Source organism: Streptomyces sp. NBC_00203, assembly GCF_045206325.1.
Classification (GTDB): domain Bacteria; phylum Actinomycetota; class Actinomycetes; order Streptomycetales; family Streptomycetaceae; genus Streptomyces; species Streptomyces lutosisoli.
Map to the genome: position 1 here is coordinate 3108956 of NZ_CP108126.1, position 23127 is coordinate 3132082.

Sequence of the window (23127 nt, forward strand, 5' to 3'; positions counted from 1 at the left end):
GTCCGATCCCGGGTGATGCTTGACAGTTCGGTCCCAGCTGATGGTTGACAGTGGCCGTGATCGGGTTTTCTGTGCGCGTCGTTGCGGCGCGTGTGGGGAGGCCGGGATTGGCGCTGGTGGAGTTGTCGGTTGTCGAGCAGAGATACCGGGCTGTGCTTGCGGTGCTGGCGGGTGCGACGGTGACGGAGGTCGCTGCGTCGCTTGGTGTGTCCCGGCAGACGGTCAGCGGGCGGAAGTCCCGGTATGCCGCTTCGGGTCTGGCCGGGCTGGCGGACCGTTCGCGTAGGCCGGCGTCGTGTCCGCATCAGGCTTCTGCCGAGGTGGAGGCGGCGGTGTGCGAGCTGCGGCGCAAGCATCCTCGCTGGGGGCCGCGGCGGATCGCTCATGTGCTGGAGCGGTCCGGGGTGGTGAGTCCGGTGCCGTCGCGGATGACAGTGTATCGGATCCTGGTCCGGCATGGGCTGGTGGAGCCGGGGGTGCGGCGCCGGAAGCGGTCGGATTACAAGCGCTGGCAGCGGGACGCTCCGATGCAGCTGTGGCAGATGGACATCGTCGGCGGGGTGATGCTCGTCGACCCGGTCACCGGTGAGTTGTCCGAGGCCAAGGTCGTGACCGGGGTGGATGACCATTCCCGGTACTGCGTGATCGCGTCGGTGGTCGAGCGGGCGACCGGGAGGGCGGTGTGCTCGGCGTTCGCTGGGGCCTTGCAGGCGTTCGGGGTGCCGGAGGAGGTGCTGACGGACAACGGGAAGCAGTTCACCGACCGGTTCGGGCAGGGCGGTGAGGTGTTGTTCGACCGGGTCTGCCGGGAGAACGGGATCGCGCACCGGCTCACCCAGCCGGCGTCGCCGACCACGACGGGCAAGGTCGAGCGGTTCCATCAGACGCTGCGGCGTGAACTCCTGGACGACTGCGGTGCGTTCGAGAGCATCGGGGCGGCTCAGGCAGCGCTGGATGCGTGGGTCGAGGAATACAACTCCTCGCGGCCGCATCAGGCGCTGGACATGGACTCTCCTGCCGACCGGTTCATCCCGGTGCCCGAGCAGGAGCGGGGCGTGCTGGGCGTGCGGGTGCCCGGAGTGCTGGCGCTGGTGCCGCAGCAGCGGACGGCTCCGCCTGTGGTGCCGGATCCCGCCGAGGTGGCGCCTGTTCCTGTCGGTCCGCCGAAGGTGGTTCCGGCAGTGGTGCCGGTGGAGCCCGGTGGGCCGGTGGAGTTCGAGCGGGTGGTGCCTGCGAGCGGGAATCTGCAGGTCGCGGGCAAACAGTTCTGGCTGGGACCGGCCCGCGCAGGGCTGACGGTGACGTTCTGGGCCGACACCTCGGTGATCCATCTGCTGATCGCGGGAGCACGGATCAAGACCGTGCGTTCGCACTTGTCGGTGGCGGATCTGGGACGGCTGGCCGGCCGGGGCGGTCGTGCTGCCGGAGCGGCCCCGCTTCCCGCCGACGACGGGGCCGCGTTCGAGGTGGACCGGGTCGTGAACAACAGCGGCCTGGTGGGCCTGGGCGGACGCCAGGTGCTGGCCGCGGAGATCCTGGGCGGCCGCCAGGTGGGCATCCGCATCGACGAAGAGACGCTGCCGTTCTTCGATCCGTCCTCACGGGAACTGCTGCGGGTGCGGCCCAACCCGCTGACCGGCGGAGAAGTCCGTCGCTTGCGGGGCCTGCGTCCGGCAGGACCGCCACCGCGCCCGGGCGTCGAGCCGGTGCGGGTGCAGCGGCGAATCAGCACAACGGGCACGATCATGGTCTGTCGGCAGGTCGTCTCGCTCGGCCGGACGTATGCAGGACAGACCGTGACCGCACACGTGTCGGACTCCACGATCACGGTCGACCTGGACGGCCAGGTCCGGGTGATCCGGCGCACGACCGACGTCCCGGTCCGTAACGTGAAAGCGAACAAGCCCCACGGGGCTCCCTATGTTGTCTAGGCCCACCGTCAAGCATCACATGGGACCAGAACGTCAGGCATCAGCTGGGATCCGACAGGCTGGCAGAGGCTGGCAGAGGCATGTGTCCGATCCCGGCAGAGGCATGGTGATCATGGGCCGGTCGTGTCAAAACGGCAGCTCTTCAGCCCATCCTTCGGCGTCGCTTGCGGCTGAACGCCATGGGGTGCTGTCCGGTGACAGGTCGGTGTCGCAGAACAGGAAGGGATTCTGCTGGCCTTCAATCCCTGCGGAGCTCTCGCCCCATGCGTCGAGGGCATCGATGGCCCGTTCGCGGTGCTGCCAGAGCTCGCTGGCTCCGAGCACTTGGCGGACCAGTGGCACCAATGCGGCTCGATGGTGCAGCAATCGGACGTCGTCGACGAGCGGGATGCATGCTGCGATTGCCGCTTCGCGTACGGCGCGGTCGGTGTCGTCGACGTAGGGGAAAGCTGCTGAGAACAGCAGTGGTCGCATCTCCCGCGTGGCTACGGCAGGCGGGTGGTCGGCGAGAGGGAACCCGAGCCGTTGGCCTACTTCATCAACCGCGTCGGTCACCGCGTCGGCGACTGAGCCGAGCCAAGCCAGCAGATCGGCGCGCATGCATCCGGGAAAAGACCGGTGGGTCTTGTCGACCGAGAGCGCTGTCCGAGGATCGGGCAGGATCGCGGCTACGCACTGGGCTGTGGGAACCGTTGCCTCATAGATCGTGCCCTGGTGGTGCAGGATGCCGTACAGGTTGTCCAGCGCCCTGGTCCTCACGCCCTGATCTGCATCCAGTAGCGCGACCAGGATCTCGGGTGCATCTGTGGCCGGCCCGTAAGCATGGTGGAGCGCGTTCCAGTTGGTTCGGGTGAGTGTTGATCGGGGATCGGGCAGGTCGGCGGCGGCCGGAAGTTTGTGATCGTCTCTCACGTGATGCGCCACAGTGGGGCTTCGTACTGCTCCGGGCGGCTGCTGAGCAGGAGGGCTCTGAGGTCCTGGATCGCCACGGCCTGGGTGTCGCGCTGTTCGCCCAGTGCTGTCAGCCACTCGTCGAGGACCGAGCGTGCCGTGTCGGCCACCTCGTCGGGGACGTGCGCGGGCAGGGGATCCTGTGCCGGGTCGTGAACGGTCTGCGCGCGCACGGCGTCGAGCGGCACGCCAGTGAGGCTGTGCAGGCGCTCGGTCCAGACCCGGACGGCGTGGGCGTACGCCTCGCCCTCGCGTGCCGTCTCCTCCCGGCGGCGCCCGGCCCGAGCACGTGCCGCCTCCGTCTGCTCCTCCAGGCGCTCCCGGGCCGCGTCGGCCTCATGTGCCTCCCGCCGGGCCAGGCGTGCCTTCTCCAGGAGCGCGATCAGCTCGGTGACGGCCCGGGCGCGGCTCCTGATCACCGATCCGGCGGCGTCCAGTTGGGTGTCCCAGGCGTGCAGGGCGTCGGCGCAGGTCTGCGTGTCGACGGCCAGCACTTCGCTGTGCCGGACGAGATGGAAGTCGCCGTCCGGCGCTGTGAGTTGTGCCGCCGCGGCGGAGGCGACCACGGTGGCAGGGGCCAGCGGGGGTTCCCCCAGGTGTACAGGATCGAGTCCAGACCGCTCGGCCTCCCGCAGCAACTCGCCGTGTGCCGTGGCGAGTTCAGTCAGTTCCGTGCCGAGCCTTCCGGCATCGTCGGTGAGCCGTCGCCCTGCCTCTTCCTGACCGCTGTGGGCCTGGCGCAGGGCTTTGAAGGCGGTCGCCGCCGCGCTGTGCAGCGCCGTCACCGTGGCGCGCTTCTCCCCGAGCTCCTGCAGGCTGCGGTAGGCGGCACTGGCGTGCAGGGCGGCAAGATCCGTCTCGGCCGCCTCCGACTCCGCCACGAGGGCGTCGAGGCGGGCGGCGATGTCTTCCTCGCTCGTACGGAGGTCGGTCGCCTTCCTGGCTGCGTCGCTCGCCGCGCGCCGGTACTCCGCCAGACGTTCCAGTTCGTCGCTCACCTGGCCGGCCCGGCGGCGCAGCGCCCCATGCAGATAGCCGCGGTAACCGGTGAGGAAGGTCCGCAACGCCTCGTCTGTCCGCTCCAGGCGCCCGAGGTCGTTGCGTACGGCGTCCAGGTCGTCGAGGTTGCGGGCCACTTTCTCCACGATCTCGTCGTCGAGCGCGGGCAGTGTCTCGGCGAGGACATTGACCAGGCCGCCGGAGTCGATGCGGTCACCGATGGTGGGGCGGTGCAGCAGGTGGAGCAGGTTGCGATAGCGCGCCGGCTCCTTGAGGCCGAACAGTTCGCGGGCGACACGTATCCGGTGCTCCACGGCGCGGTCGGTGACATTCTCCGCGCCGACACAGGACTTGAGCTGGTCGACCGGGAGCGGCTGTCCTGCAGGCGCCAGGTGCAGGTTCTCGCCCACCCGCAGCGGGGTGACGAAAAAGAAGGGCTTGGCCGTCCTGGTCGACTGAGAGGCCCGGATGGCCGCACCGAGGGTGAGATGGTGCTGCTCCCCTTGCGCATCCGCCCGCGCGAACTCCACCCACAGGTAGCCCAACCGGTTGGTCTGCTCGAAGCCGTCGAGCATCAGCCACGGCAGCGTGGTGCGGCCCGTGCCGGTGGCATCCAGGGCGCCGGCGTCCCCATCGAGGAGATACGGCAGCAACATCTCAAGTGCCTTGGACTTGCCCGCGCCGTTCTTGCCGCGCAGCAACAGGCGGCCGTCGCCGAAGGAAAACTCCTGCTCGTCGTACTGCCAGACGTTGCGGATGCCGGCGCGGTGCAGGCGGTAGCGGCGCGGGGACGGCGGGCGGTTCACCAGGGCTGCTCCTGAGTGATGGAATCGGCAGGGGCGGAGTCGGCGCTGTCAGCGCCGTGCTGTTGCGTACGGGGCTTGACGGCCACGGTGGTGGCGAACCGGGCAGCCGCGGCGAGCAGCACCCAGCCGCCGCTGCCCGCTGCGCGAGCCCCCGACACGTCGGTGACGGGACGGCCGTCCGGCACGGTGTCCTCGTATCCTTCGGGCAGGCCATGACCGTCCGCGCGCACCGGACCAACAGGTGCCATCAGACGCATGCGGACCAGGAGGTCGAGGACGGCGGCGAGCAGCGCGTCCCGGTCGTCCAGCAGGCCACGCTGCCAGTTGCTGCGCCGGCCGTACTCCTCGACCAGTTCGTCGAGCAGCTCCGACAACAGCCCGTCCGGAACGGGTACACCGATGACCAGCCGGCCACCGACCGCCGGGTGGCCGGGGTCGGTGGGGCGCAGTCGGTCCACCAGCCGCTCCACGAGGAGCAACGCCGCCTGGGCGACCGTGCCGGTTCCGGGCAGGTTCAGGTCGGTGAGCTCGTCGTCCGGATCGACGAGGGCGATGCCCTCGGCGCGGATCTCGGCCTCCAGGCCCAGCAGTTCGGAGAAGGCCTGGGACTCGCGCCGCTGCCGGGTCCGCAGCCATTCGCGCTCCGCGCCCGTGAGGTCGTCGAGGTGAACGACAGGAGTCTCGACGAGCCGCCTGCGGACATACGTACGCGGGCCGCCGAAACCGGGGTCGGCTGCGCGACGCACCAGATCCGCTCCGTCGCGGCTCAGGCCCAGCGGACCAGCAACGACCGCACGCGCGATCTCACGGTCCACGGTGAGGAGCGCCTCGCCGCCCCGTTCCTCGGCGACGGAGGAGACTTGCCCCTCGGTCTCTGTCAGGACACCCCAGTCGACGAGTTGCCGCAGCGCGGCGGCCAGCGTGCGCCGCTCGGCCTGCCGCCCGGTGTCGTCGATCTCGATTCCGGCGTCGACGGCCGCGGCCCGCAGGTCGGCGACGAGTTGGGAGAGCAGGAGCTGTTCCGGGGCGGTGACGAGGACAGACAGGGCGAGAGCCAGGTAGGCGTACGTCCGTGGTGTGAACGGTGTGCCGGTGGACGGTCGCTGAAGGCGGTGACCGGATCCGGGGCCGAGGCCAGCTTTGAACAGGCGGGCGTATGACGCCTCGACGAGCAACCGATAGCCGAACACCTGCTGGAAGCGTTGGGCGAGCCAGTCGGCGTGACGCCGGATCAGCGGGAAGGAGTCACTGTACGGGCCATCGCTGGTGACCAGGGGGTGGGCCAGCAGCAGCCGGGCGGCGGTACGGCGTTCGGCAGCCAGCGCCACGTCGTGGGCGGAGGGCAGAGTCATCACGCGCTCGCCTCCCGGGCGGTCGGCGCCGAGGCACTGCTGTCGACGACCAGGGTGAGGTCGTCCGCGGTCAAATCGCCATCCACGGAGCGCAGCACGGTGTGCCGGCCCGGGGTGCGCCATGCAGTGAGCCGGATGCCCAGGTCCTCGTCACCAGCCTGCGCACCCTCGAGCAGGAACTCATCGGCTTCTTTGCGCAGTTGGGCATTGCCGAGGGCGGTAGTGAGGAGTTCCAGCAGCAGCCCCATCGCGGCAGAGCCCAGCCTGACCTGATCGAACCGCCCCGAGGCACTGCGCAGTTCGGCGGCCGCGGCCTGACGCGCGGCGACCTGCTCACCTGCCTGCTCCACGAGGCGTCGCTTCTGCTCGCCGTGGTCCTCCACCGCCGCGGCCCGCCCGCGCGGAGCCCGGCTGCCGCGCTCGCGCAACGCCACCGGTACATCCACAACGGGCCCGGTCCACCAGCTCACATACGCCGGCACAGACGCATCAGGATCCGGCGCCACGCCCAGACGTGCCCCGTACAGCCCGAATGCGGCAACCGCGATGTCGTGGGCCTCTTCCGGCTCCGCTGCATCGAACCAGGCCGCGAGCCTCAGCAGGTCCCTGTGCCGGGACATCTCCCCCGACGCCGAGCGAAGCATCCGCTTGGCGTTGGCGAGCAACGACTGCAGGGCACGCAGGGTCGCATCCCGGAGCTGGTCCACCTGGCTACCGTGACCGTCACTGTCGGCAAACCAGACGCGTAGACCCTCCCAGTCAGCCAGCTCCCGACCTCGGCTGCGCTGCACCCGCGTCTCGGGCAATGCATCCGAGAGCACTCCAAGGCCTCCCGCATGGGCGTCGATACGGCTCAGCAGCGTGGGCAAGTGCGGCCAGATCGCCCGCAAGTGCGCGGCAATGCGCGGGGCGCGGAAGGACACGTCCTCGGTGATCGCCTCCACATAGTCGAGCAGCAGCTCCTTGAACCCCTGGTACTCAGCTCCATCAAGGTCGTAGCGGGCGAGCACCTGGCCCAGGTAGGCGTAGAAGTCCCGCACCGACTCGGCGAACTCCGCGAACTGCGCGAAGAGAGTGCTGATCTTCTCCAGCGCCTGCTGCGGATCCGCGCCACCTGGGGCGGCAGCCAGAGCGGCGATCTCGCCAAGGCCCCGGTCGACGAGCGTGAGCAGCTCACTGCTGACCTCACGCGCGGCGTCCGCACCCGCCAGCACCTCGTCCGCGTCGCGCTGCACGCGCTCCCCCAGCTTGGACAGCTGATAACGAGACCGGGAGCGCTAGTACTCAGCGATGCTGGTCGCCGTGACCGTGTGCGTGCTGCGCAGCAGATTTCCCCACCGCACGAGCTGTTCAAGCCGAGCGGTCAGCGTCTCCGCGCCAAGCGCCGCCCCCGGGCCACCCACCTGTGCCAGCTTGCCGAGCACATCGGGTACGGCCAGGTCCGCGAGGAGAGTGCCGCAGAACACCCGCATCACCGCGACGTACTCCAGACGCTCAGGCGCGCTGAGATAGGCGTACGCACTCAGCCGCTGCCAGACCTCGCTGTCACTCCCCTCACCGGGCCGATCGCCACCCAATCCCTCGTGCAGTTCGTCCCCCTCCATGCAGCCGAGCGTACGGACCGCCACTGACACTCCGAAGGAAGTCGGGATAATCGGCTGAGCAGTGCCAGCTCTCCGGCCGCCGATATACAACGCGGGCATGTCCCGGTGGGGTTTGCCGAAGCGTGCGCTGACTGCACGAACGGATCGCATCGTCCAGCGCAATGCACACTTCTACCGGCGGGCCACCGAAGCCACCCGCCGTCAGCTGCTCTACACAGCACATGGCTCCCACGGCACGGCGATCCTGGCTGACGTGAACGAAGCTGGCGCCGAGGCGCTGGTGGTGGTGCTACTACGCGCCGGCTTCCCCCGGCGCACGAGCGCGGAGGCTCCGCCGACGCGCAACACGGGTAACGGCGGCCCCGATCCCCCGGCGGCACGCGCCCGCCCCGTTCGCCCGCCGTCCCCTGTCACCTGCTTTTCTTCTGTCTTGGGGCGAGCGCGGGGGTGTGCAGAGGGGGATGTCGGGCTTGCGACCACGGTCAGACAGGCTTGGTGACCTGCGCATACGCCGCCCACGGCGTGGCAGCGCGCGGTCAGTTGTCGGAGGGGATATCGGCAGGGATGTCGGCCTGGCCGTCAGGGGTGTTGTCGCATCGTGACCGTGGTCGGGCCTTCGTGGTCGGTGGTCTGGTCGGGGTCGGCTGCTGATGTGGCCAGTACGCGCGGCGCCGGGCAGGACGGCGCCGCCCCGTACAGGAGAGACAGGCCGATGATGAGCGACGTGGATGCGGGCGGTGGGGACCGGCTGGCGCTGGCGGTGCTGACGCAGTACCGGATGGCCACGACCGAGCAGATGCACCGGGTGATCGCCCCTGGGGTGCGCATCGAGCAGACTCGGCGCAGGCTGGGCAAGTTGCGCGATGAGGGGTTGGTCGACCGCATTACCCTGCCGCGAGCCGGACGGATGCGGGCGTGGTTTCCCACCGCGTACGGCGTGCAGATCGCTTCGGAGTGGCCGGAGTTACGCGGACGACGGCCGCCGAAGACAGTGTCCGATCCGACCGCCGCGCGGCTGCGGGTCGGCCACACGCTGACGGTGACCGAGACCGCGCTCGTCTTCCTTGAGAACGCGCGCCGCCGCGGCGAGTTGTGTCGGCCGCTGGACTGGATACCCGAGGTCTACCACCCTATTGGGGGCGGCGAGGCCGTCATCCCCGACGCCCTCATGTACTACCGGCGCGGCCGTGAGGGCGGGGCCGGGGCGATGCTGCGGGCGTTCGTCGAGGTCGACCGGGCCACCATGGGCCCCGAACGCCTCGCCGCGAAACTCACCGCCTACGCCCGCCTCCACCGCTACATACCCACTCCCCCAGGGCGCCACCGGCTGGCCATCGGGCAGGAGCCAGCGCTGGAGGAATGGCGACGGCACTACCCGCTCTTCCCTCGCCTCTTGTTCGTCCTGGACGGCACCGGCCCCGCCGGCATCACCACCCGCATCACCGCCCTGCGCACGGCCGCCGCGGACCCGGCGCTGGCCGGCTTCCTGCGCGACGTCCCCGCCATGGCCGCGGCACTGGCAGACCTGCGCAACCATGGCCCCTCCGAGCCCGTGTGGCACCCCGTACAGGACCCAGACAGCACCGTCGCCTGGAGCCAGCCCTACCCGCACCTGTAGACAGCCTGCGCAGCCGCTGCGCAGCGGCCACCGCCCCCGTACGGCAGCTGCGCAGCATGCGACCATCACCCCCGACCACAGCAGGTCACAGCGTTGCGCAGCGAACTGCACACCGGGCGCGCAGCGGATGCGCAGTACTCATGGACAGCTGCGCAGTCAGTGCACGCGGGCGACTCGGCGCCTGCGCAGCTGCCCAGAGGCCGTGCATGCGCAACCCGGCTACCACCCGGATTGCGCATACGGAGCGGCCCAGCGCCCCGCCCTACGCACCCCTCCAGAGCAGGTTCAGCAATCGGCTCCTGGCGAGGACTACCTGAACGCGTTCCGGTACGGGTGCCCGCCCCACGGCGTCCTCGGCATGGGCCTCGGCCGGGTGCTGATGGTCATGCTCGGCCTGGAGTCCATTCGCACCGAAGCCGTACGCCTCGCAGAGGATGCCCAGCGCCAGGGTGTCGGAGATGCCTGCGGCCCACTTGTTGATCGTGTTGAAGGTGGCCGACGCGACCGCGATGGCGTCAGCAGGCGGCAACGGGCGGAGGTCCCCGGGCGAGCGCCAGGCCGAGCGGCTCAGGTAGCCCCTCTGCGCCTCAATGGCCTCGGCATCGAGGCGCAGAGGCCCTGCGGTGTGGCACCGACGTCGCCAGCGATACCGGCCGCGCACACAACGACGTACAGGGACGGCTTCTTGGTTTGCCAGTCGAGCTGCTCACTCACGCGGGAACTCCCAGGCTGAAGGCTGCGGCCACGTCTTCGAGGCTGCCGGGCCGGAGGCGCCTGGAGTAGCAGGAGGTTCCGGTGAAGAGACTCATATTGCCCTCCATACAGTCAAGTTCCGAGTGTGGCTGGCGACTGCTGCCCGACCTCGGCGACGGGACGCCCTTCGCCCTACCGCTGCTACGGTCGCGTCCATGGCGCTCTCGGTCTCCACGGGTCAGGTTGTCGACCTACGCGTACAGCCGGTTGACGAGGTTCTTGATCGCGTCGAGCGGTCTCTGCAAGTGGGCTTGCTCCCGGACACGATGGTGCGCAAGCGCCGATCCGTGGGGGCCAGAACAGACCGCGAAACCTGGGTGCGGATCGAGCGGCGCCTACTCGACAAGATCCCCGACCAAGGGTGGAACGGCACTGAAAGTGCCGCGCGTCTGCAAGGTATCGCCCAGCCCGAATGGCACGGATGTGTGGTCTGGCGGGCCGCGGACGGGCCGGTGATGTGGCGGGCCGACGAAACCGAGCTCCTGCCGGGGGCTCCCGTCGGAAGCGCCATCTTGAGTGAAGCCCCGGAGCTGCCAGACGACTGGTGGGAGGCGTTGAACGCGTCGCTGGACGCACTGGCGGCCCAGAGCACGAGGCGGGTCGCCACACCGGACACCGACACCATCACCCAGGCCCTCGTCACCGAGTCCATCCGCGGTGCCTTCTCCGACGGTCTCGACACGGCCATCGAGCGGTGGGTGCCGGCCCACGCGGATCTGAACTGGGCCAACATGACCGCTCCGGCGTTCAGTCTCTTCGACTGGGAGGACTGGGGCAACGCGCCGCTGGGGCTGGACTCCGCCTCGCTGTGGGCGAGTTCCCTTGCTGTCCCAGCTCTGGCCGATCGCGTACGGCACGAGCGCCGGTCCGACTTCGAGAGCCGGGACGGCAAGTTGATGACGTTGTTCGCCTGCTCGAAGATCCTCGGACCGTACGCGCACCCGGAAGACCCTCGGCTGGAACCCGCCCGTCGCAGGGCCGAACAGGTCATCACGGAGCTTCAGGCAGGCTGACCACGCGGGCAGTCCCGAAGGAGACTCCGGTACTCCTGGATGGTTCGCTCCTCGACTTCGCCGGCCAGGGCGCCGACGAGTTCGCGAGCCCCCAGGACACAAGGCGACAACCGCCCTGGCCCAGCAGCAGCCGCCAGCACAATGGCGCTGATCACGACCGGACGGACAGCCTGGGGGCGAGCAGCTCCAGCACTTCCTCCCACCGATACCGGTCGGCCCCGCCCCCGGCCTTCGGTCGGTGAGGCTCGTACGAGCCGATCAGGACGCCCATTTCGCGCAGCCTCTCCAGACTCTGCCGGTATGCGGGGTGGGCGGCCTGAGCCGAGTTCAGGTACGGCAGCACGGCGACTGGGATGCCCATGGCAGGCGCTTCGCACAGGATGCCCAGCGCGAGATTGTCGGAGATACCGGCGGCCCATTTGTTGACCGTGTTGAAGCTGGCCGGGGCGACCGCGATCGCATCCGCAGGCCGAACCGGACGCGGTTCTCCTGGTGATCGCCAGGCCGAGCGGATGGGGCGGCCGGTCTGGGCCTCGACCGCCTCCACGTCAAGGAAGCCGAGTCCTTGTGGGGTGGCGATGACGCCAACGTCCCAGTGCCGTTCCTGTGCCGCGGCGATCAGCCGACCGACGTCGGCGGCGACACCGGCCGCGCAGACCACGATCTGGAGGAACGGCTTGTCGGGCTGATCACTCACGCGGGCACTCCCAGTTGGCGGCTGAAGTGGTGCAGCTCGGGCAGTGCCCGGCGGCGGTCGCGGGCTGCCATGTCGGCGACCAGTTCGCGTACGGCCGGGCGGCGGACGTCCTGTGCCGCGCAGCTCTCGGCGATGCGCAGGGCCTGGTAGCCGTCGCTGAGTCTGCCCTGCTGACTGTAGGCGCGAGCGGTCTCCACCCACAGGGCAGCCCGGCGCTCGGGGACGGGAATGTGCCGCCGCATGAGCGGCCGTGCGGTTTCCAGGGCGATACCGGCGTCGCCGAAGGAGACGGCCGCGCTGACCTCGTGCAGGGCCACGTTGGTGGGGCTGAAGTTCGCCCAGGCGTCGGGCCGGTCGAAGGCGACGTAGCGAGCCACCTCCTTGGCCTCGGTGAGGAAATCGTGGGTGGTGTCGCGGTCGCCGTTTCTGCTGGCGGCGGTCGCCCCGCGGAGCAACAGCAGACCGACCGCTGCCAGGTACCGGGGCGAGCGCTGGTCGTAGGAGCCCGTGAGCTGGTCGGCAGTGTGACGGACCATGTTCACGGCCTGGGCGGTGTGCTTCTCGCGCACGAGGACATGGGCGTGAACGCGGACACTGGCGGCGAGGACGACAGGATCCCCGGACCGCTCCGCTTCAGCCATGGCCCGACCGGCCGCGAGCCACGCGTTGCCCTGATCGGCTCGCTTCAGCAACAGGCTCACCGACGTCTGGTAGGCGGTCGCGAGCAACCCGGACGCCTCCGGCGAGCCGGATGAGCCACCGGCGACCTGGCGCAGGTCGGCGATCAGACCTGGCAGAGTCTGCTCCAGTTCCGCGTAGTCGCACATGCAGAACATCCGGCGTACGGACCGTGCGCGGTCCCGCAGCTCGTCGATGCCCAAGGCTTGCCCGGTGGCCGCAGGGCTCGTGCCTGGCAGCAAGACCCGGACCAGCTCGTGATGTGCTGTGGTGGACGACGGCGGAGCCGAGAGCGCGGCGGCGCTCACAGCAAGGAAGGTACGGCGGTGCATGTCCTCTGCTCCGGGCTCGGCGGGGTTGGTGTCGAGGGCGGCGGCGAGACCGAGACGGTGCGGCGGAATGTCCAGCACCTGCGCGATCTCTCGCAGCGTGCGCACGTCCTCCGTGCCCCTGCCGCTCTCCAGGCGGCTCACCTTCGACTGGTGATACCCCAGTGCGGCGGCAACGTCCTTCTGTGAGCGCCGCTGTAACACGCGCGCCTGACGGATCACTTCGCCGATCCGTCTCGCTTCGCTCTGTTCTTCGGCCATCTGTGCCACGGCTCCTTCTGCCGTCGCCGATCCTGCCTGCTCAACAGAGCGTAACCGAGCAGCAATTGACCGCGATGCAGCTCCTGCATAAGTGATGCAGCGCTGGCACACGGAGTGGTCCCGCTTACCTCCGGAGCGGTTGCGTGGAGTAGCCGCACCAATCCAGGAGGCCGCTCATGGAAGCGCATCAGATCCGTTTGCCCGTTCCCGGCACACCTGCTGCTGCCAGGTCCGCGCGGCAGCAGCTCGCGAACGGGATACGGGCTTGGGACACCTCCCTCGATCAGGAACTGCTGGAGACGGCAGAGCTGGTCGCCGCCGAGTTGCTGGCCAACGCGGTACGACACGCGGGCCAAGGTCCGATCTCGGCCGGCGCCCGCCTGAATGACGGGCGTCTGCTGATCGAGGTGACCGATGCCAGCTCCAAGGCCCCACAGGCCCGGCTTCCAGACGCGGAGGAAGAGGGCGGGCGCGGCCTGTTCCTCGTCGCCGCTCTCGCGGATCGCCACGGGATCGATCCGCTGCCGTTCGGCAAGCGGTGTTGGGCCGAGTTCAAGGTCAGCGGCCCAGACCAGCCCTCACGACGCCTTCCACTGCAAAGGAGTTGACGGTTGACAGCCGTACAGATCCCCCCAGTCGCCGCCGAAGTGGTCGCCATCCGGCCCGGCATTCCCCTTGCCGGTTCCGTGGCTGTCGACGGGTCCAAGAACGCGGCCCTGCCGCTTCTGGCCGCCGCCGCGTCCTTGCACCGCCCGGTGCATCTGGGCAATGTCCCGGCGAACACGGACGTCGAAACGATGCTCACCCTGCTCCAGCAGGCCGGCTGGCACACAGCCCGCCCCGTCAGCGCTCCGCGCACTGCGGTGATCCTGCCGAGCGACAAGCCGCAACCGGGGCCCGATCCCGAGATCGCCGCACGCATCCGAGCCTCGTACTACCTCGTCCCCGCGCTGCTGGGCGCATACGGGCAGGCTCGACTCCCCTGGCCAGGCGGCTGCCGGATCGGGGACCGCGGAATGGAGCAGCACTTCAAGGTCTACGAGCGCTTCGGTGACCACACGACTGTCGACGATCGCGGTTACCTCGTGGAAGCAGCTGCCACGCGGACCGAAACGGTTTCGATCATGCTGCCCTTCCGCTCCCGAGGAGCGAGCATCGCCGCTCTCCTGCGCGCGGTCGTGGCTGGACGACCGCTGCGGCTGGGGCTGCCCAACCTCTCGCCAGAAGTGCTCAGCGTCGTAGAGGCATTGCAGGTGGCCGGATGGCAGTGTCGAGTCAGCGAATCCCTCCTCTCGCTCGCGCCGCCCCCGTCTGCTCCCGCAGAAACCGTCGCCTGGAAGGTACCCGGCGACAAGATCGAGGCTGGCACTCTGGCCTGTGCCGTCGCAGCGACAGGCGGCGACGCGCGTATCTGCGGCGTACGCGGTGACGACGTCGCCCCCCTGGTCAGCGCTCTTCGATGGCTCGGCGTGCCTGCCGACACCGAGGACGATGTGCTCACCATCCGGGCCCAAGACACCCGGCCCACCAGCCAGCCGTTGCGAGCGGTCGCCTCCCTCGCCCCTGGCGGCTTGGACGCCGACTTCGAGCCGCCCCTGATGGCCTTGGCCCTGACCCGCCCGGGCACTCATCTGTTCTCCGACACCATCAACCCCGGCCGCCACGGCAACCTACTGCCTCAATTCGCGCGCCTCGGCGCCGAGATCGACGAGTTGTCGCCCACCCAGTGCCGCCTCACTGGTCCGCAGCAGCTGACCGGTGCCGGAGTGGAGGCCACCGACATCCGCACGGGCTCCGCGCTACTCATCGCCGGCCTTACCGCGCGCGGTGTCACCACGCTGGGCGGGCTCGACCAGCTCCGTCGCGGACACGCCGACCTGCCCACCAAGCTGCACGCCCTGGGCGCCGACATCTGCGAGGTCTCCCCATGAGCCGACGGCTACGGAAGATCATCGCTACGACCGACGTACACTCGGCTTTCAACTCGGCCGCAGCGATACTCGCCCACCTCCATGCCGCCAGGGCCGAGAGCCTGATCGTGGACTGCGGCGACTTCTTCGAGGGAAGCGGCTTCTACCGCTTCGGCAAGGGCCAGATCGAGCGCGAGATCCTCACCAGCCTCTACGACCTGCTGGCGCCCGGAAATCACGGTTGGCGGCACCACTTTGAGCCGGAGCTGCGCGAGATGACCGTGTGCGCCAACGCGACGGACGACAACGGCACACCACTCTTCAACCGCGTACGCATCAACCGGGTCGGCGGCCGACGAGTCGCCGTCACAGCGGTGATCGGCTCCCAGGCGTTCAACACGATCCCTGCTGATCAGCGCATCGGCCACCTCGTTACCGATCCAGCTCAGGCCCTGCGCGAAGTGATGCTGGAGCACCACCACCGCGCCGACGCCTGGATCGTGCTGTCCCACTCCGGCTTCGACGAGGACCTGAAGCTGGCCGCCGCCTGCCCGTTCGCGGACGTCATCTTCTCCGGGCACTGCCACAGCGACACCTACAATCCCGTGCACGTCGGCGACACCCTCGTGGTCAAGGGACGCGAACTCGGCATCGGATACGCCACCACAGAACCCGTCGGCAGCGGCTGGGCCGCCCGCACCTGCACCTTCCCCGATTCCTCGGTGGTTCCCGAAGACCTCGCCATGCTGCAGGACAAGATCTCCTTCATCGGTCGGACGCTAGCGAGCCGACTCGGCACCGTGAACCAGCTTTATCGCAGTACCGTGTTGGACCGCAGGCACCTGCTGGAAGAGATCGCCAGTCGACTGCACTCCGGCCTCGGCGCGGACGCGGTCATCCTCAACGAGACCGCTCTGCGCTCCGTACCGCTTGGCGAGACGCTGACCCTCGGAGACCTGCTGGCCATCGAGCCCTTCGACAACCAGCTCGTCTACGCTCTGCTCCCCGATGAGCACGCCCGGGACCACGACAGGCTGCTGAGCCATCTCACTGAACGTGTCGGCCCGTTGATCATCGCTCCCGCTGCCCTGCCCTCGGCGATGGGCAGCGTGCTGACCACTGACTACCTCGCCGACAGCCACCTCGGCGGACGAACACATCAAGCCGGGCTGCGGCTCGGCCAAGTCGTACGACGCGTCCTGGCCATCCCCTCGCCTGGCGCTGCTGACGCCGCTCAAGGAGGCGAGCAATGATCCTCACCGGGCCCGAGATCACCGCCGCTGCCAACGACGGCCGCCTGACCATCGACCCCTTCGAGCCGGACCAGATCAACCCCAACAGCTACAACGTCCGCCTCGGCCCCACCCTGCTGACCTACACCGACACCGTGATCGACGCGCACCGCCCCAACGCCACCCAAGAGATCAAGATCGGGAAGGACGGGTACGTGCTCCAACCCGGCGAGCTGTACCTCGGACACACCGTCGAACAGGTCGGCTCCGACACCTTCGTACCGCTGCTGTTCGGCCGCTCCTCAGTCGGCAGGCTCGGGCTGTTCGTCGAGATCACCGCCCCGATCGGCGACATCGGCTTCCACGGCCAGTGGACGCTGATGCTCTCTCCGGTCCGCCCGTTACGGGTTTACGCGGGCATGAAGATCGGGCAGATCATGTTCTTCGTCTCCACCGGCGACATCGACCTCTACCGAGGCAAGTACCAGGCCGCCACCGGCCCACAGCCGTCGAGGTACTGGCGGGACGCGGCCCGCATCAAGGCGGTCACCTCGTGATCCTCACCGGCCCCGCGATCAGCGCCGCCATCCAGGCCGGCGAGATCACTATCGACCCGTACGACCCCACCCGCCTCTCCCCGAACGCCTACGACTGGCGACTCGGAGACACCATCCGTATCTGCGCCGGCGACATGGACGCAGCCGCCCCCACCGAGTTCACCGACCAGACCATCCCCACGACGGGCCTGCTGCTGGTCCCCGAGGTGCTCTACCTCGGCGTCACGCTGGAGAAGACCGGCTCTGAGATGTACGCGCAGATGCTCAACGGCGACCGCACCATCGGCGCACTCGGCATCTGGGTCCACGTCTCCGCCCCGCTCGGCCACCAGGGCCACGCCATCCGCTGGACGCTGGAGATCCGTGCTGCAAGGCCCGTCCGCGTCTACCCGAGTATGACCTTCGGCAAGCTCGTCTTCCTCACCGCCTTCGGCACCCCGTCCAGCTACCAGCAGCAGCCCGCCAAGTACGCGGCGACGGACGGCATCGACATCTCCCGCCTCTTCGAAGAGATCCCGGGAGGGGGCTCGTGAGCTCCCAACCGACCACCGGGCCGCTGGCCGCCACCTTGCTGGACCTGCCTGCCGGAAGTCCGGGCGGCAGCGTCGAGCTTTTCCTCGACCTTTACACCGGCGACCGCCCGCTCATCCCCGCACGCGCGTTCATGCTGGGCCCGTCCAGCCCCAGACACCGCGTCCCCGCCGGGCTCGACCTACTGCCCGTTGCCGGGAAGTGCCTGGAAGGCCCGGCCTTCGGCCGCTACGTCGCGGCCCTGCGCAAGGCTCTCGCAGTAGCGATCGACTCAGCCGAGATCGGCGTCCTGCACCTCCAGCACCTCGCCTTCGGTGCCACCCCCGCGCTGATCCGGGCCCTGCCCCTGCATCCCCGCATCGCCTTGGTCCACGGCACGGACCTGATCTTCGCTGAGGTCCACCGCGACCAGCTCCAAGTCCTGCGCGAGACCGCCAGGGCCACCGATGCCATCGTGGTGCCGACAGGGGCAATGGCCGACCACCTTCTCAAACTCGCCCCGCAGGTCGACCGCCGGAAGATCACCCACATCCCCTGGGGCATCCCCGACTGCCTGCTCACCGACCCGCCGCCCCGACCAACCCGCACATGCTCCAGCCACCTACGACTGCTGTACGCAGGACGGCTGACCGCCGAGAAAGGCGTCGAGGCCCTGATCAAGAGCCTGGCCCCCGTGCCAGGTGTTGAACTGAGCATCGCCGCACCCCGGGCCCAGTTCCATGGCCTGGCCCCGCTGCTGCAACGGGCAGGCGTACGGGCCCGTTACCTCGGCTGGCTCCGCCGTCCACAGCTGTGGAAGGCGTTTACCGAGCACGACGTGCTGGTCATGCCGTCCACCACGCTGGAGGCCATGGGCCTGGTCGCGCTGGAGGCCCAAGCCTGTGGACTGCCCGTCCTGTACCAACCCGTACCCGGCCTCAGTGAAGCCCTGACGGCCTCCGGCGTGGCCACCGACTTCACCCACTCCGCCGCCCTCGCCCGCGATCTTGATCGGCTGAGAACCTCTCCCGGCCTGCTGACTGCCGTGCGGCAGGCGGGCTATGCAAACGCGGCGCGCTATCCGCTCTCGGCGACCGCACGGTCCCTGACCAACCTCGGCCGCCAACTCGCCTGAACTGCCTTCCAGGCGGTTCGACACGTCGCTGCCCGGACCGCTCCATGAACGTCACTACGCTGACCGGCGGGATACCCCCGGCGAAGAGGGAGACCATGACGAACGACAGCGATCGCATCGAAGCCCTGTTGGACGAGGGCGTGCGCGACAAGGTGTATCCCGGCGCCGTGTGGGCCGCCGGCGACGCCGCTGGTATCCGCGCCCAAGGCACCACCGGCGTCCTCGACCCCAACGAGCCAGACGTGCCGATGCGCGCCGACACCGTCTTCGACGCCGCCAGCCTCACCAAGATCCTCGCCGTCTGGTCGTCCATCGGCGCCCTGTGGGAGGACGGTGCCCTCGACCTCGACCAGCCGCTCGGCAGCTTCTGGCCAGAGGTCACCGGCCATCCCCTGGGGAGCGTTACCGCCCGGCAGCTGCTGACGCACACAGCTGGCGTCCCCCTGCGGGCCCAGCTGAAGAACCTCTACGGCACGGACCGGAACGACGTTCGCCGCGGCGTACTGCACGAGCAACTCCATCGGACACCCGGTGAAGCCGTCGAGTACACCGACCGGGCCGCCCTCATTCTCGGCTACCTCGCCGAACACTTCTCTGGTCAGCCCTTGGACCAGCTCGCTGCCGTCCGCACCTGGCATCCCCTGGGCATGAATTCCACCCGTTTCGGCCCTCTGCCGGATGAGATGGCGACCCGTTGTGCCCCGACCGAACTCGACCAGGACACTGACACCCATCTCAAGGGCTCCGCGCACGACTTTTCCGCGCGACTCCTGCGCGGCGTCTGCGGCATCGCCGGCGTTTTCACCGTCCTCGACGACCTCGTCACCTTCCTGCGTTACATGCTCAACGCCTCCACATCGCGCACCAGTGCCGGTTTCGGGACCGAGTGGACCGCGTGCTCCCTCACCGTCCAGACCGGTGAGTTCCAACCGGCCCGTGGGCTGTTCTGGCACCCCGCCCCTGACACGTCCGCCGCAGACGACGTGTGGGTCCACTACGGCTTCACCGGCACAGGAATGTGGATCTCGCCCACCAAGGGTCGGTGGGCGGTGCTTCTGACCAACAAGCTCTACTACACAAGGGACCGTCAGCCTTTGACCGAGGTTCGCAACGCCTTCCGCCAGCTCGCCTTCGGCTGAACTTGGCGACATCAGACCGGCTTTGGCCAGTGTCACCGCGGTATGGCGGGGCCAGTCAATTGCGTTGCAGCCTGCTCCATGACGGTAGATCCTCACTACGATCACCGACCATGGACTGGCTCAAGCGCACTGCGAAGCTCAGACAGTGGACGAGAGGCGGGACACGCGCCCCGCACAAGCCGCTGTTAGCCTGCTGGTCCCAGCCCAGGACGGCTTTGGGAATCTTCAGGTCCCGAAAGACCTCCGTGGCGTCCACAGAGAGGCGGGCATGGTGATAGAGGTCGATCCAGGCGGGCTCCAAGCCGTTGGCAGCGTCCGCCTGGCCCCAGGAGGTCGTCGGAGGCCGCCAAGGCCCGTGAGGCGGCCCTGTCGCGGGCATGGGCACGGGCCTCGATCAGCTTGGTGAACGCCAGCACCCTCGGGGCGGCCCGTCCCTTGGCCCGCTCGAAGGCGCCCTGGGCCATGTCGATCGCCTCACTGGCGAAGCCCCGCATCAGGGACTGCATGGCCATCGTGGTCAGCACATAGCAACCCAGCGGTCGGCCAGCAGGCTGTTGCTCTTGCCGGCCAGCGGCTCAGACTGCCACGCGGTGACGGAACTCCTGGGCCCGACTGGCGGAGACTTGATAATTCACCGAGAGTGATTGCCGTACGGACGCCAGCAGATCGAGCGATTCGGTATATTTTCTGTATTCTTCGACGGATTGCATGGGGATTTTACCAAAACTGTTTCCAAAGAATTCGAGCACAGTGGCAAGAAATAGATAGAAGGCCGAGAGTTCGGCGGCCAGAAGGAACGCTGAACGATCGCTCTGGGAAGCCGAATTCGTATTTCTCAGATCAGCCTTCTCTGTGTCGGACAGCCAGCGTGAAAGCTTCTCTCCCCATTTGAAGTATTCTGCAGCCGAGGTCGATCCGGACTTCATCTCGGCTACGCAAAATACAAGACTGGCAGCCCTCTCGCTTCCCTGGACGAGCGAGAGCTCATACTGGACTCCACGCGTCTTGGCCGCCCCCTCGGAACGGCAAAGGATCGCAGCGGCATTGGATACCTCGATTTCTTCTCGAGCATGTTCTGCCAGGGTGCGCGCGGTCCGTATCAGATCTCGGCTCAGACCGCCGGACAGGGCGTAGCAGAGACCGACGAACGGCAACGGAATATCGGCTACCCTGCCATACAGCAAATCCCGAGCGGTCTCATGGTCGAGGTAATCGGCGAGGACGATGTCATCGAAACAGCTATCGAAGACATCGCGGTACGGCACACCTCTGCGGTGGAAACTTGCGGCAGCATCCTCGGAAACAGAGACTATGAAATAGCATCCGCGAATCCCGAATATCCCTTTGATGTCGTTGAGGAAGTTCTCAGCCGTCTCGGCAGAACCTAGTTTGTCCAGCTCGTCGATACCGATGATGACCCGATGGCCACGACCGAGATCGCCGATGTACTCGCGGAATCTGTCTACCAGGGCTGGATAGCTCTCCGCCTGTTTCGACCAGGCCATGCCAGCCTTCTGCTGTGCTTCGTAGCCCACCGGAAGCTTGACAGTCCCGGCCAGCCGGAGCGTGACCGAGCGCTCTGCGGTGAATGTCCGCTGAAATTTTATGGCGTCCAGGCACGCACGGGACTTTATCACCAGACGATCCTCGGAGAGCACGTCATACGGGGGCAGGTAAACAGGGGGCTTGTACCCCAGCACGATGCAGAGCACCCCCCAGCCCAGCAGGGCAAGGCCACAGCCGACTACGGTCACCAGATCCACAGGCACGCCGGGGATCGAGAGCCCGATCATGGTCAAGCCAGCGCAGAGGAACACCACAGTCCCCCAGGAGAGGCAGGCGGACAGCCAAGGGGGAGGTTGGAGCCCTCCCGGCCGATCCGCAGGCTCCCTGCGGGAAAAATTTCCACGAAGCGTGTCGATAATTTGCAAGGGAAGAGCGCTCAATGCAATCGAGACGCAGCCGGCCAAATACTCTCCCGGAAATTTCGGCGATACTGGCCAGGCAAGGATTGCCAACACCCCGGAGGTCGCGAGAATTAGGGCCGCCGTAAGGACCTCAAGAACCCGATGGATAAATATCGTTCTCTGAAGCCCTGGAGTTTCATTGAATCCGGCACTCAAATTTTCCGAAAAAATGCGCATGGGATCGGCGGTAGTGGGCGGTCCAAACTTGATCGCCGAAGCCCTTCTCCGGAGGACGGTCAACGCAGCCAAAATCAGGATGACCACCCCGACCGCTACGATGAACCTTGAGCCGGCTGGAAGTCCTCTACTGATCGACCGCGCCACTGTCGTTATCCCGACGGCGAGAAGAATTCCTCCGACCGACGCCGCTGAGATCCTGTACAGCGCGGCATGCCGACTTTTAGGCTCCTCTTGACCCTCAATCTCTTCTGGGACATTTTTCAGGGTCAACACTTTTCGGCAGACTTCACCGAAGAGGTGAAGAATGAAGTCACGCGGGTCGTACGCCACAGGAGCCGATACGCTAACGCCAACGAGCTCACCGTCCGGCCCTGTGCTTATCTTCCCGCTGCAGAACCCATCGATGATGGTCGTCTTTCCCGAACCACGAGGCCCAGCGACTCCTATACTCATTCCACTCATGTTTCGCATGAGCTCTTGAACGCGAGTTACTGTGCGAGTAGGTATAGGGGTTTCAGGCTGTGGGTCCCTGAGGCCTGGGGCATCACAAATGCGCACCCTCGTGGCGTTCCTACCAGTCAGGTTCTCGTTAAACAGGCGACGGAACTCAGGAAGTACCGCTTCCTGTAGGAGTGAATCCTCAAGCGACTGATTCAGCAGCTCCAATTCGGCGATGCACCTAAGGTACTCCGGGTCTCCCTGACGCAACAGCACGTACTGTCTGACCGTCCGTTCGCGCCTCTCCACGGCTATCTCGAATCTCCGGTAATAATCAAGAAATTTCCATACCTTCCCGTGTAGAAGGTTCGCAAGAACCTGACGACCCCCCTCGTCACCTGGCGGTTCCATGAAATCTTTCCATATCTCTTCATCCAATAGATGAGTTTCGGATTGTATCGAAAGAGTTTCATTGTGAAGCTGACGCACAAGCTCATCCAGTGAGAACGCGCCACCCTCGCTTTGCGGGCGCTCAGGCGCCCACGCGTAATCCCTGACCAATTGCTGGAAAGATTTTGGCGCCACTCGAACTGGCGGAAGATTGACCCCTGCCTCCTGTAGTTGAGCGATCAGCTCTGCATATCTCACCTCGAAGGTACGGGCAGTGAAGGAAAGCTCTTTATCCTCTTTTGCAATCACCGGTGAAAGTTGCCGCGCAGTCCACTCGCTCTCTCGCATGCGCAGTTCTACTTCCTGCATCCGAGTTCGAGTGGGGTTAACCCTGCGCAGCATGTCGGCACGCCCATTTTTCACTGCCTGCCATATTTCGGCCCTGGTGTGTTCGCTGAACAGGGGCAAAGCGGCCGCGACCTCCGGCGTATCAGCCGCCCGATCCAGTGCGCTCCGGAAGACCGCCTCTTCGTCAATGATCGCTCCGCCGAGTGGAACCGCAGTCATCATTCACCGCCTCGAAACCGCTGGCTGGGGCGCGAGGGCAGGGGTTCTCCAGCACCCTGACGGTGTCACGCGCTCATCGCGCACTCATTCCACAATCCGCCGCCCCAGCG

The 23127-nt window shown here is 67.5% G+C and carries 17 protein-coding genes and 4 pseudogenes; 13 read left to right on the plus strand and 8 right to left on the minus strand.

Annotated elements, in window-relative coordinates; all coding sequences use genetic code 11:
- The first annotated feature begins 92 nt into the window (after positions 1-92).
- Positions 93-1931: an IS481 family transposase gene (locus tag OG975_RS14135; RefSeq protein WP_406336263.1), complete on the plus strand. Its 1839-nt coding sequence runs from the start codon at positions 93-95 to the stop codon at positions 1929-1931.
- Positions 1932-2057: 126 nt separating this feature from the next.
- On the opposite strand, the gene OG975_RS14140 is transcribed toward OG975_RS14135, so the two are convergent.
- The 4 genes and pseudogenes from OG975_RS14140 to OG975_RS14155 form a co-directional block, all read right to left on the minus strand.
- A complete protein-coding gene (locus OG975_RS14140) occupies positions 2058-2843 on the minus strand; it encodes a hypothetical protein (RefSeq protein ID WP_406329476.1) in 786 nt (261 codons plus the stop codon).
- A complete protein-coding gene (locus OG975_RS14145; RefSeq protein ID WP_406329478.1) occupies positions 2840-4687 on the minus strand; it encodes a TIGR02680 family protein in 1848 nt (615 codons plus the stop codon). The genes OG975_RS14140 and OG975_RS14145 overlap by 4 nt, the downstream gene beginning before the upstream one ends.
- On the minus strand, positions 4684-6039 hold the full coding sequence (locus OG975_RS14150) for a TIGR02678 family protein (RefSeq protein ID WP_406329480.1): 1356 nt from the start codon (positions 6037-6039) through the stop codon (positions 4684-4686). The genes OG975_RS14145 and OG975_RS14150 overlap by 4 nt, the downstream gene beginning before the upstream one ends.
- A pseudogene (locus tag OG975_RS14155) lies at positions 6039-7793 on the minus strand (TIGR02677 family protein). The gene OG975_RS14150 and the pseudogene OG975_RS14155 overlap by 1 nt, the downstream one beginning before the upstream one ends.
- Positions 7794-8358: 565 nt before the next feature.
- On the opposite strand from OG975_RS14155, the gene OG975_RS14160 reads away from it, so the two are divergent.
- On the plus strand, positions 8359-9261 hold the full coding sequence (locus OG975_RS14160) for a replication-relaxation family protein (RefSeq protein WP_406329481.1): 903 nt from the start codon (positions 8359-8361) through the stop codon (positions 9259-9261).
- A gap of 127 nt (positions 9262-9388) precedes the next feature.
- Positions 9389-9613 (plus strand): annotated as a pseudogene (locus tag OG975_RS14165) (hypothetical protein); the annotation flags it as partial.
- A gap of 33 nt (positions 9614-9646) precedes the next feature.
- Here OG975_RS14165 and OG975_RS14170 read toward each other — a convergent pair.
- Positions 9647-9975 (minus strand): annotated as a pseudogene (locus OG975_RS14170) (flavoprotein); the annotation flags it as partial.
- A gap of 194 nt (positions 9976-10169) precedes the next feature.
- Between OG975_RS14170 and OG975_RS14175 the strand changes: the two are divergent.
- Entirely contained in the window at positions 10170-11027 is an 858-nt protein-coding gene (locus OG975_RS14175; RefSeq protein ID WP_406329482.1) for a hypothetical protein, read from the plus strand.
- 151 nt (positions 11028-11178) lie between these two features.
- Here the strand turns inward: OG975_RS14175 and OG975_RS14180 are convergent, their stop codons facing one another.
- Both OG975_RS14180 and OG975_RS14185 read right to left on the minus strand, forming a co-directional pair.
- Entirely contained in the window at positions 11179-11724 is a 546-nt protein-coding gene (locus OG975_RS14180; protein WP_406329483.1) for a flavoprotein, read from the minus strand.
- Entirely contained in the window at positions 11721-12992 is a 1272-nt protein-coding gene (locus tag OG975_RS14185) for a helix-turn-helix domain-containing protein (RefSeq protein ID WP_406329484.1), read from the minus strand. Before OG975_RS14185 ends, OG975_RS14180 begins: the two co-directional genes overlap by 4 nt.
- A gap of 176 nt (positions 12993-13168) precedes the next feature.
- On the opposite strand from OG975_RS14185, the gene OG975_RS14190 reads away from it, so the two are divergent.
- The 9 genes and pseudogenes from OG975_RS14190 (at position 13169) to OG975_RS14230 (ending at position 20003) form a co-directional block, all read left to right on the plus strand.
- Complete coding sequence (locus OG975_RS14190; RefSeq protein WP_406329485.1) at positions 13169-13600, plus strand: ATP-binding protein; 432 nt, start codon at positions 13169-13171, stop codon at positions 13598-13600.
- 39 nt (positions 13601-13639) lie between these two features.
- Positions 13640-14923, plus strand: a complete 1284-nt coding sequence (locus OG975_RS14195) for a UDP-N-acetylglucosamine 1-carboxyvinyltransferase (protein ID WP_406336265.1) — start codon at positions 13640-13642, stop codon at positions 14921-14923.
- Complete coding sequence (locus tag OG975_RS14200) at positions 14920-16155, plus strand: metallophosphoesterase (protein ID WP_406329486.1); 1236 nt, start codon at positions 14920-14922, stop codon at positions 16153-16155. The genes OG975_RS14195 and OG975_RS14200 overlap by 4 nt, the downstream gene beginning before the upstream one ends.
- Positions 16152-16691, plus strand: coding sequence for a dCTP deaminase (gene dcd, locus OG975_RS14205; protein ID WP_406329487.1), 540 nt, complete (start codon positions 16152-16154; stop codon positions 16689-16691). The genes OG975_RS14200 and dcd overlap by 4 nt, the downstream gene beginning before the upstream one ends.
- The gene (locus OG975_RS14210; protein WP_406329488.1) at positions 16688-17224 is read left to right on the plus strand and encodes a dCTP deaminase domain-containing protein; all 537 of its coding nucleotides are present in this window, start codon (positions 16688-16690) and stop codon (positions 17222-17224) included. Before dcd ends, OG975_RS14210 begins: the two co-directional genes overlap by 4 nt.
- Positions 17221-18336: a glycosyltransferase family 4 protein gene (locus OG975_RS14215; protein WP_406329489.1), complete on the plus strand. Its 1116-nt coding sequence runs from the start codon at positions 17221-17223 to the stop codon at positions 18334-18336. Before OG975_RS14210 ends, OG975_RS14215 begins: the two co-directional genes overlap by 4 nt.
- A gap of 95 nt (positions 18337-18431) precedes the next feature.
- Positions 18432-19475, plus strand: coding sequence for a serine hydrolase domain-containing protein (locus OG975_RS14220; protein ID WP_406336266.1), 1044 nt, complete (start codon positions 18432-18434; stop codon positions 19473-19475).
- Positions 19476-19585: 110 nt separating this feature from the next.
- Positions 19586-19684 (plus strand): annotated as a pseudogene (locus OG975_RS14225) (restriction endonuclease); the annotation flags it as partial.
- 193 nt (positions 19685-19877) lie between these two features.
- On the plus strand, positions 19878-20003 hold the full coding sequence (locus tag OG975_RS14230) for a hypothetical protein (protein ID WP_406329490.1): 126 nt from the start codon (positions 19878-19880) through the stop codon (positions 20001-20003).
- 47 nt (positions 20004-20050) lie between these two features.
- On the opposite strand, the gene OG975_RS14235 is transcribed toward OG975_RS14230, so the two are convergent.
- Positions 20051-23017 (minus strand): hypothetical protein, encoded by a 2967-nt coding sequence (locus OG975_RS14235; RefSeq protein ID WP_406329491.1) that lies wholly within the window; start codon positions 23015-23017, stop codon positions 20051-20053.
- Positions 23018-23127 lie beyond the last annotated feature (110 nt).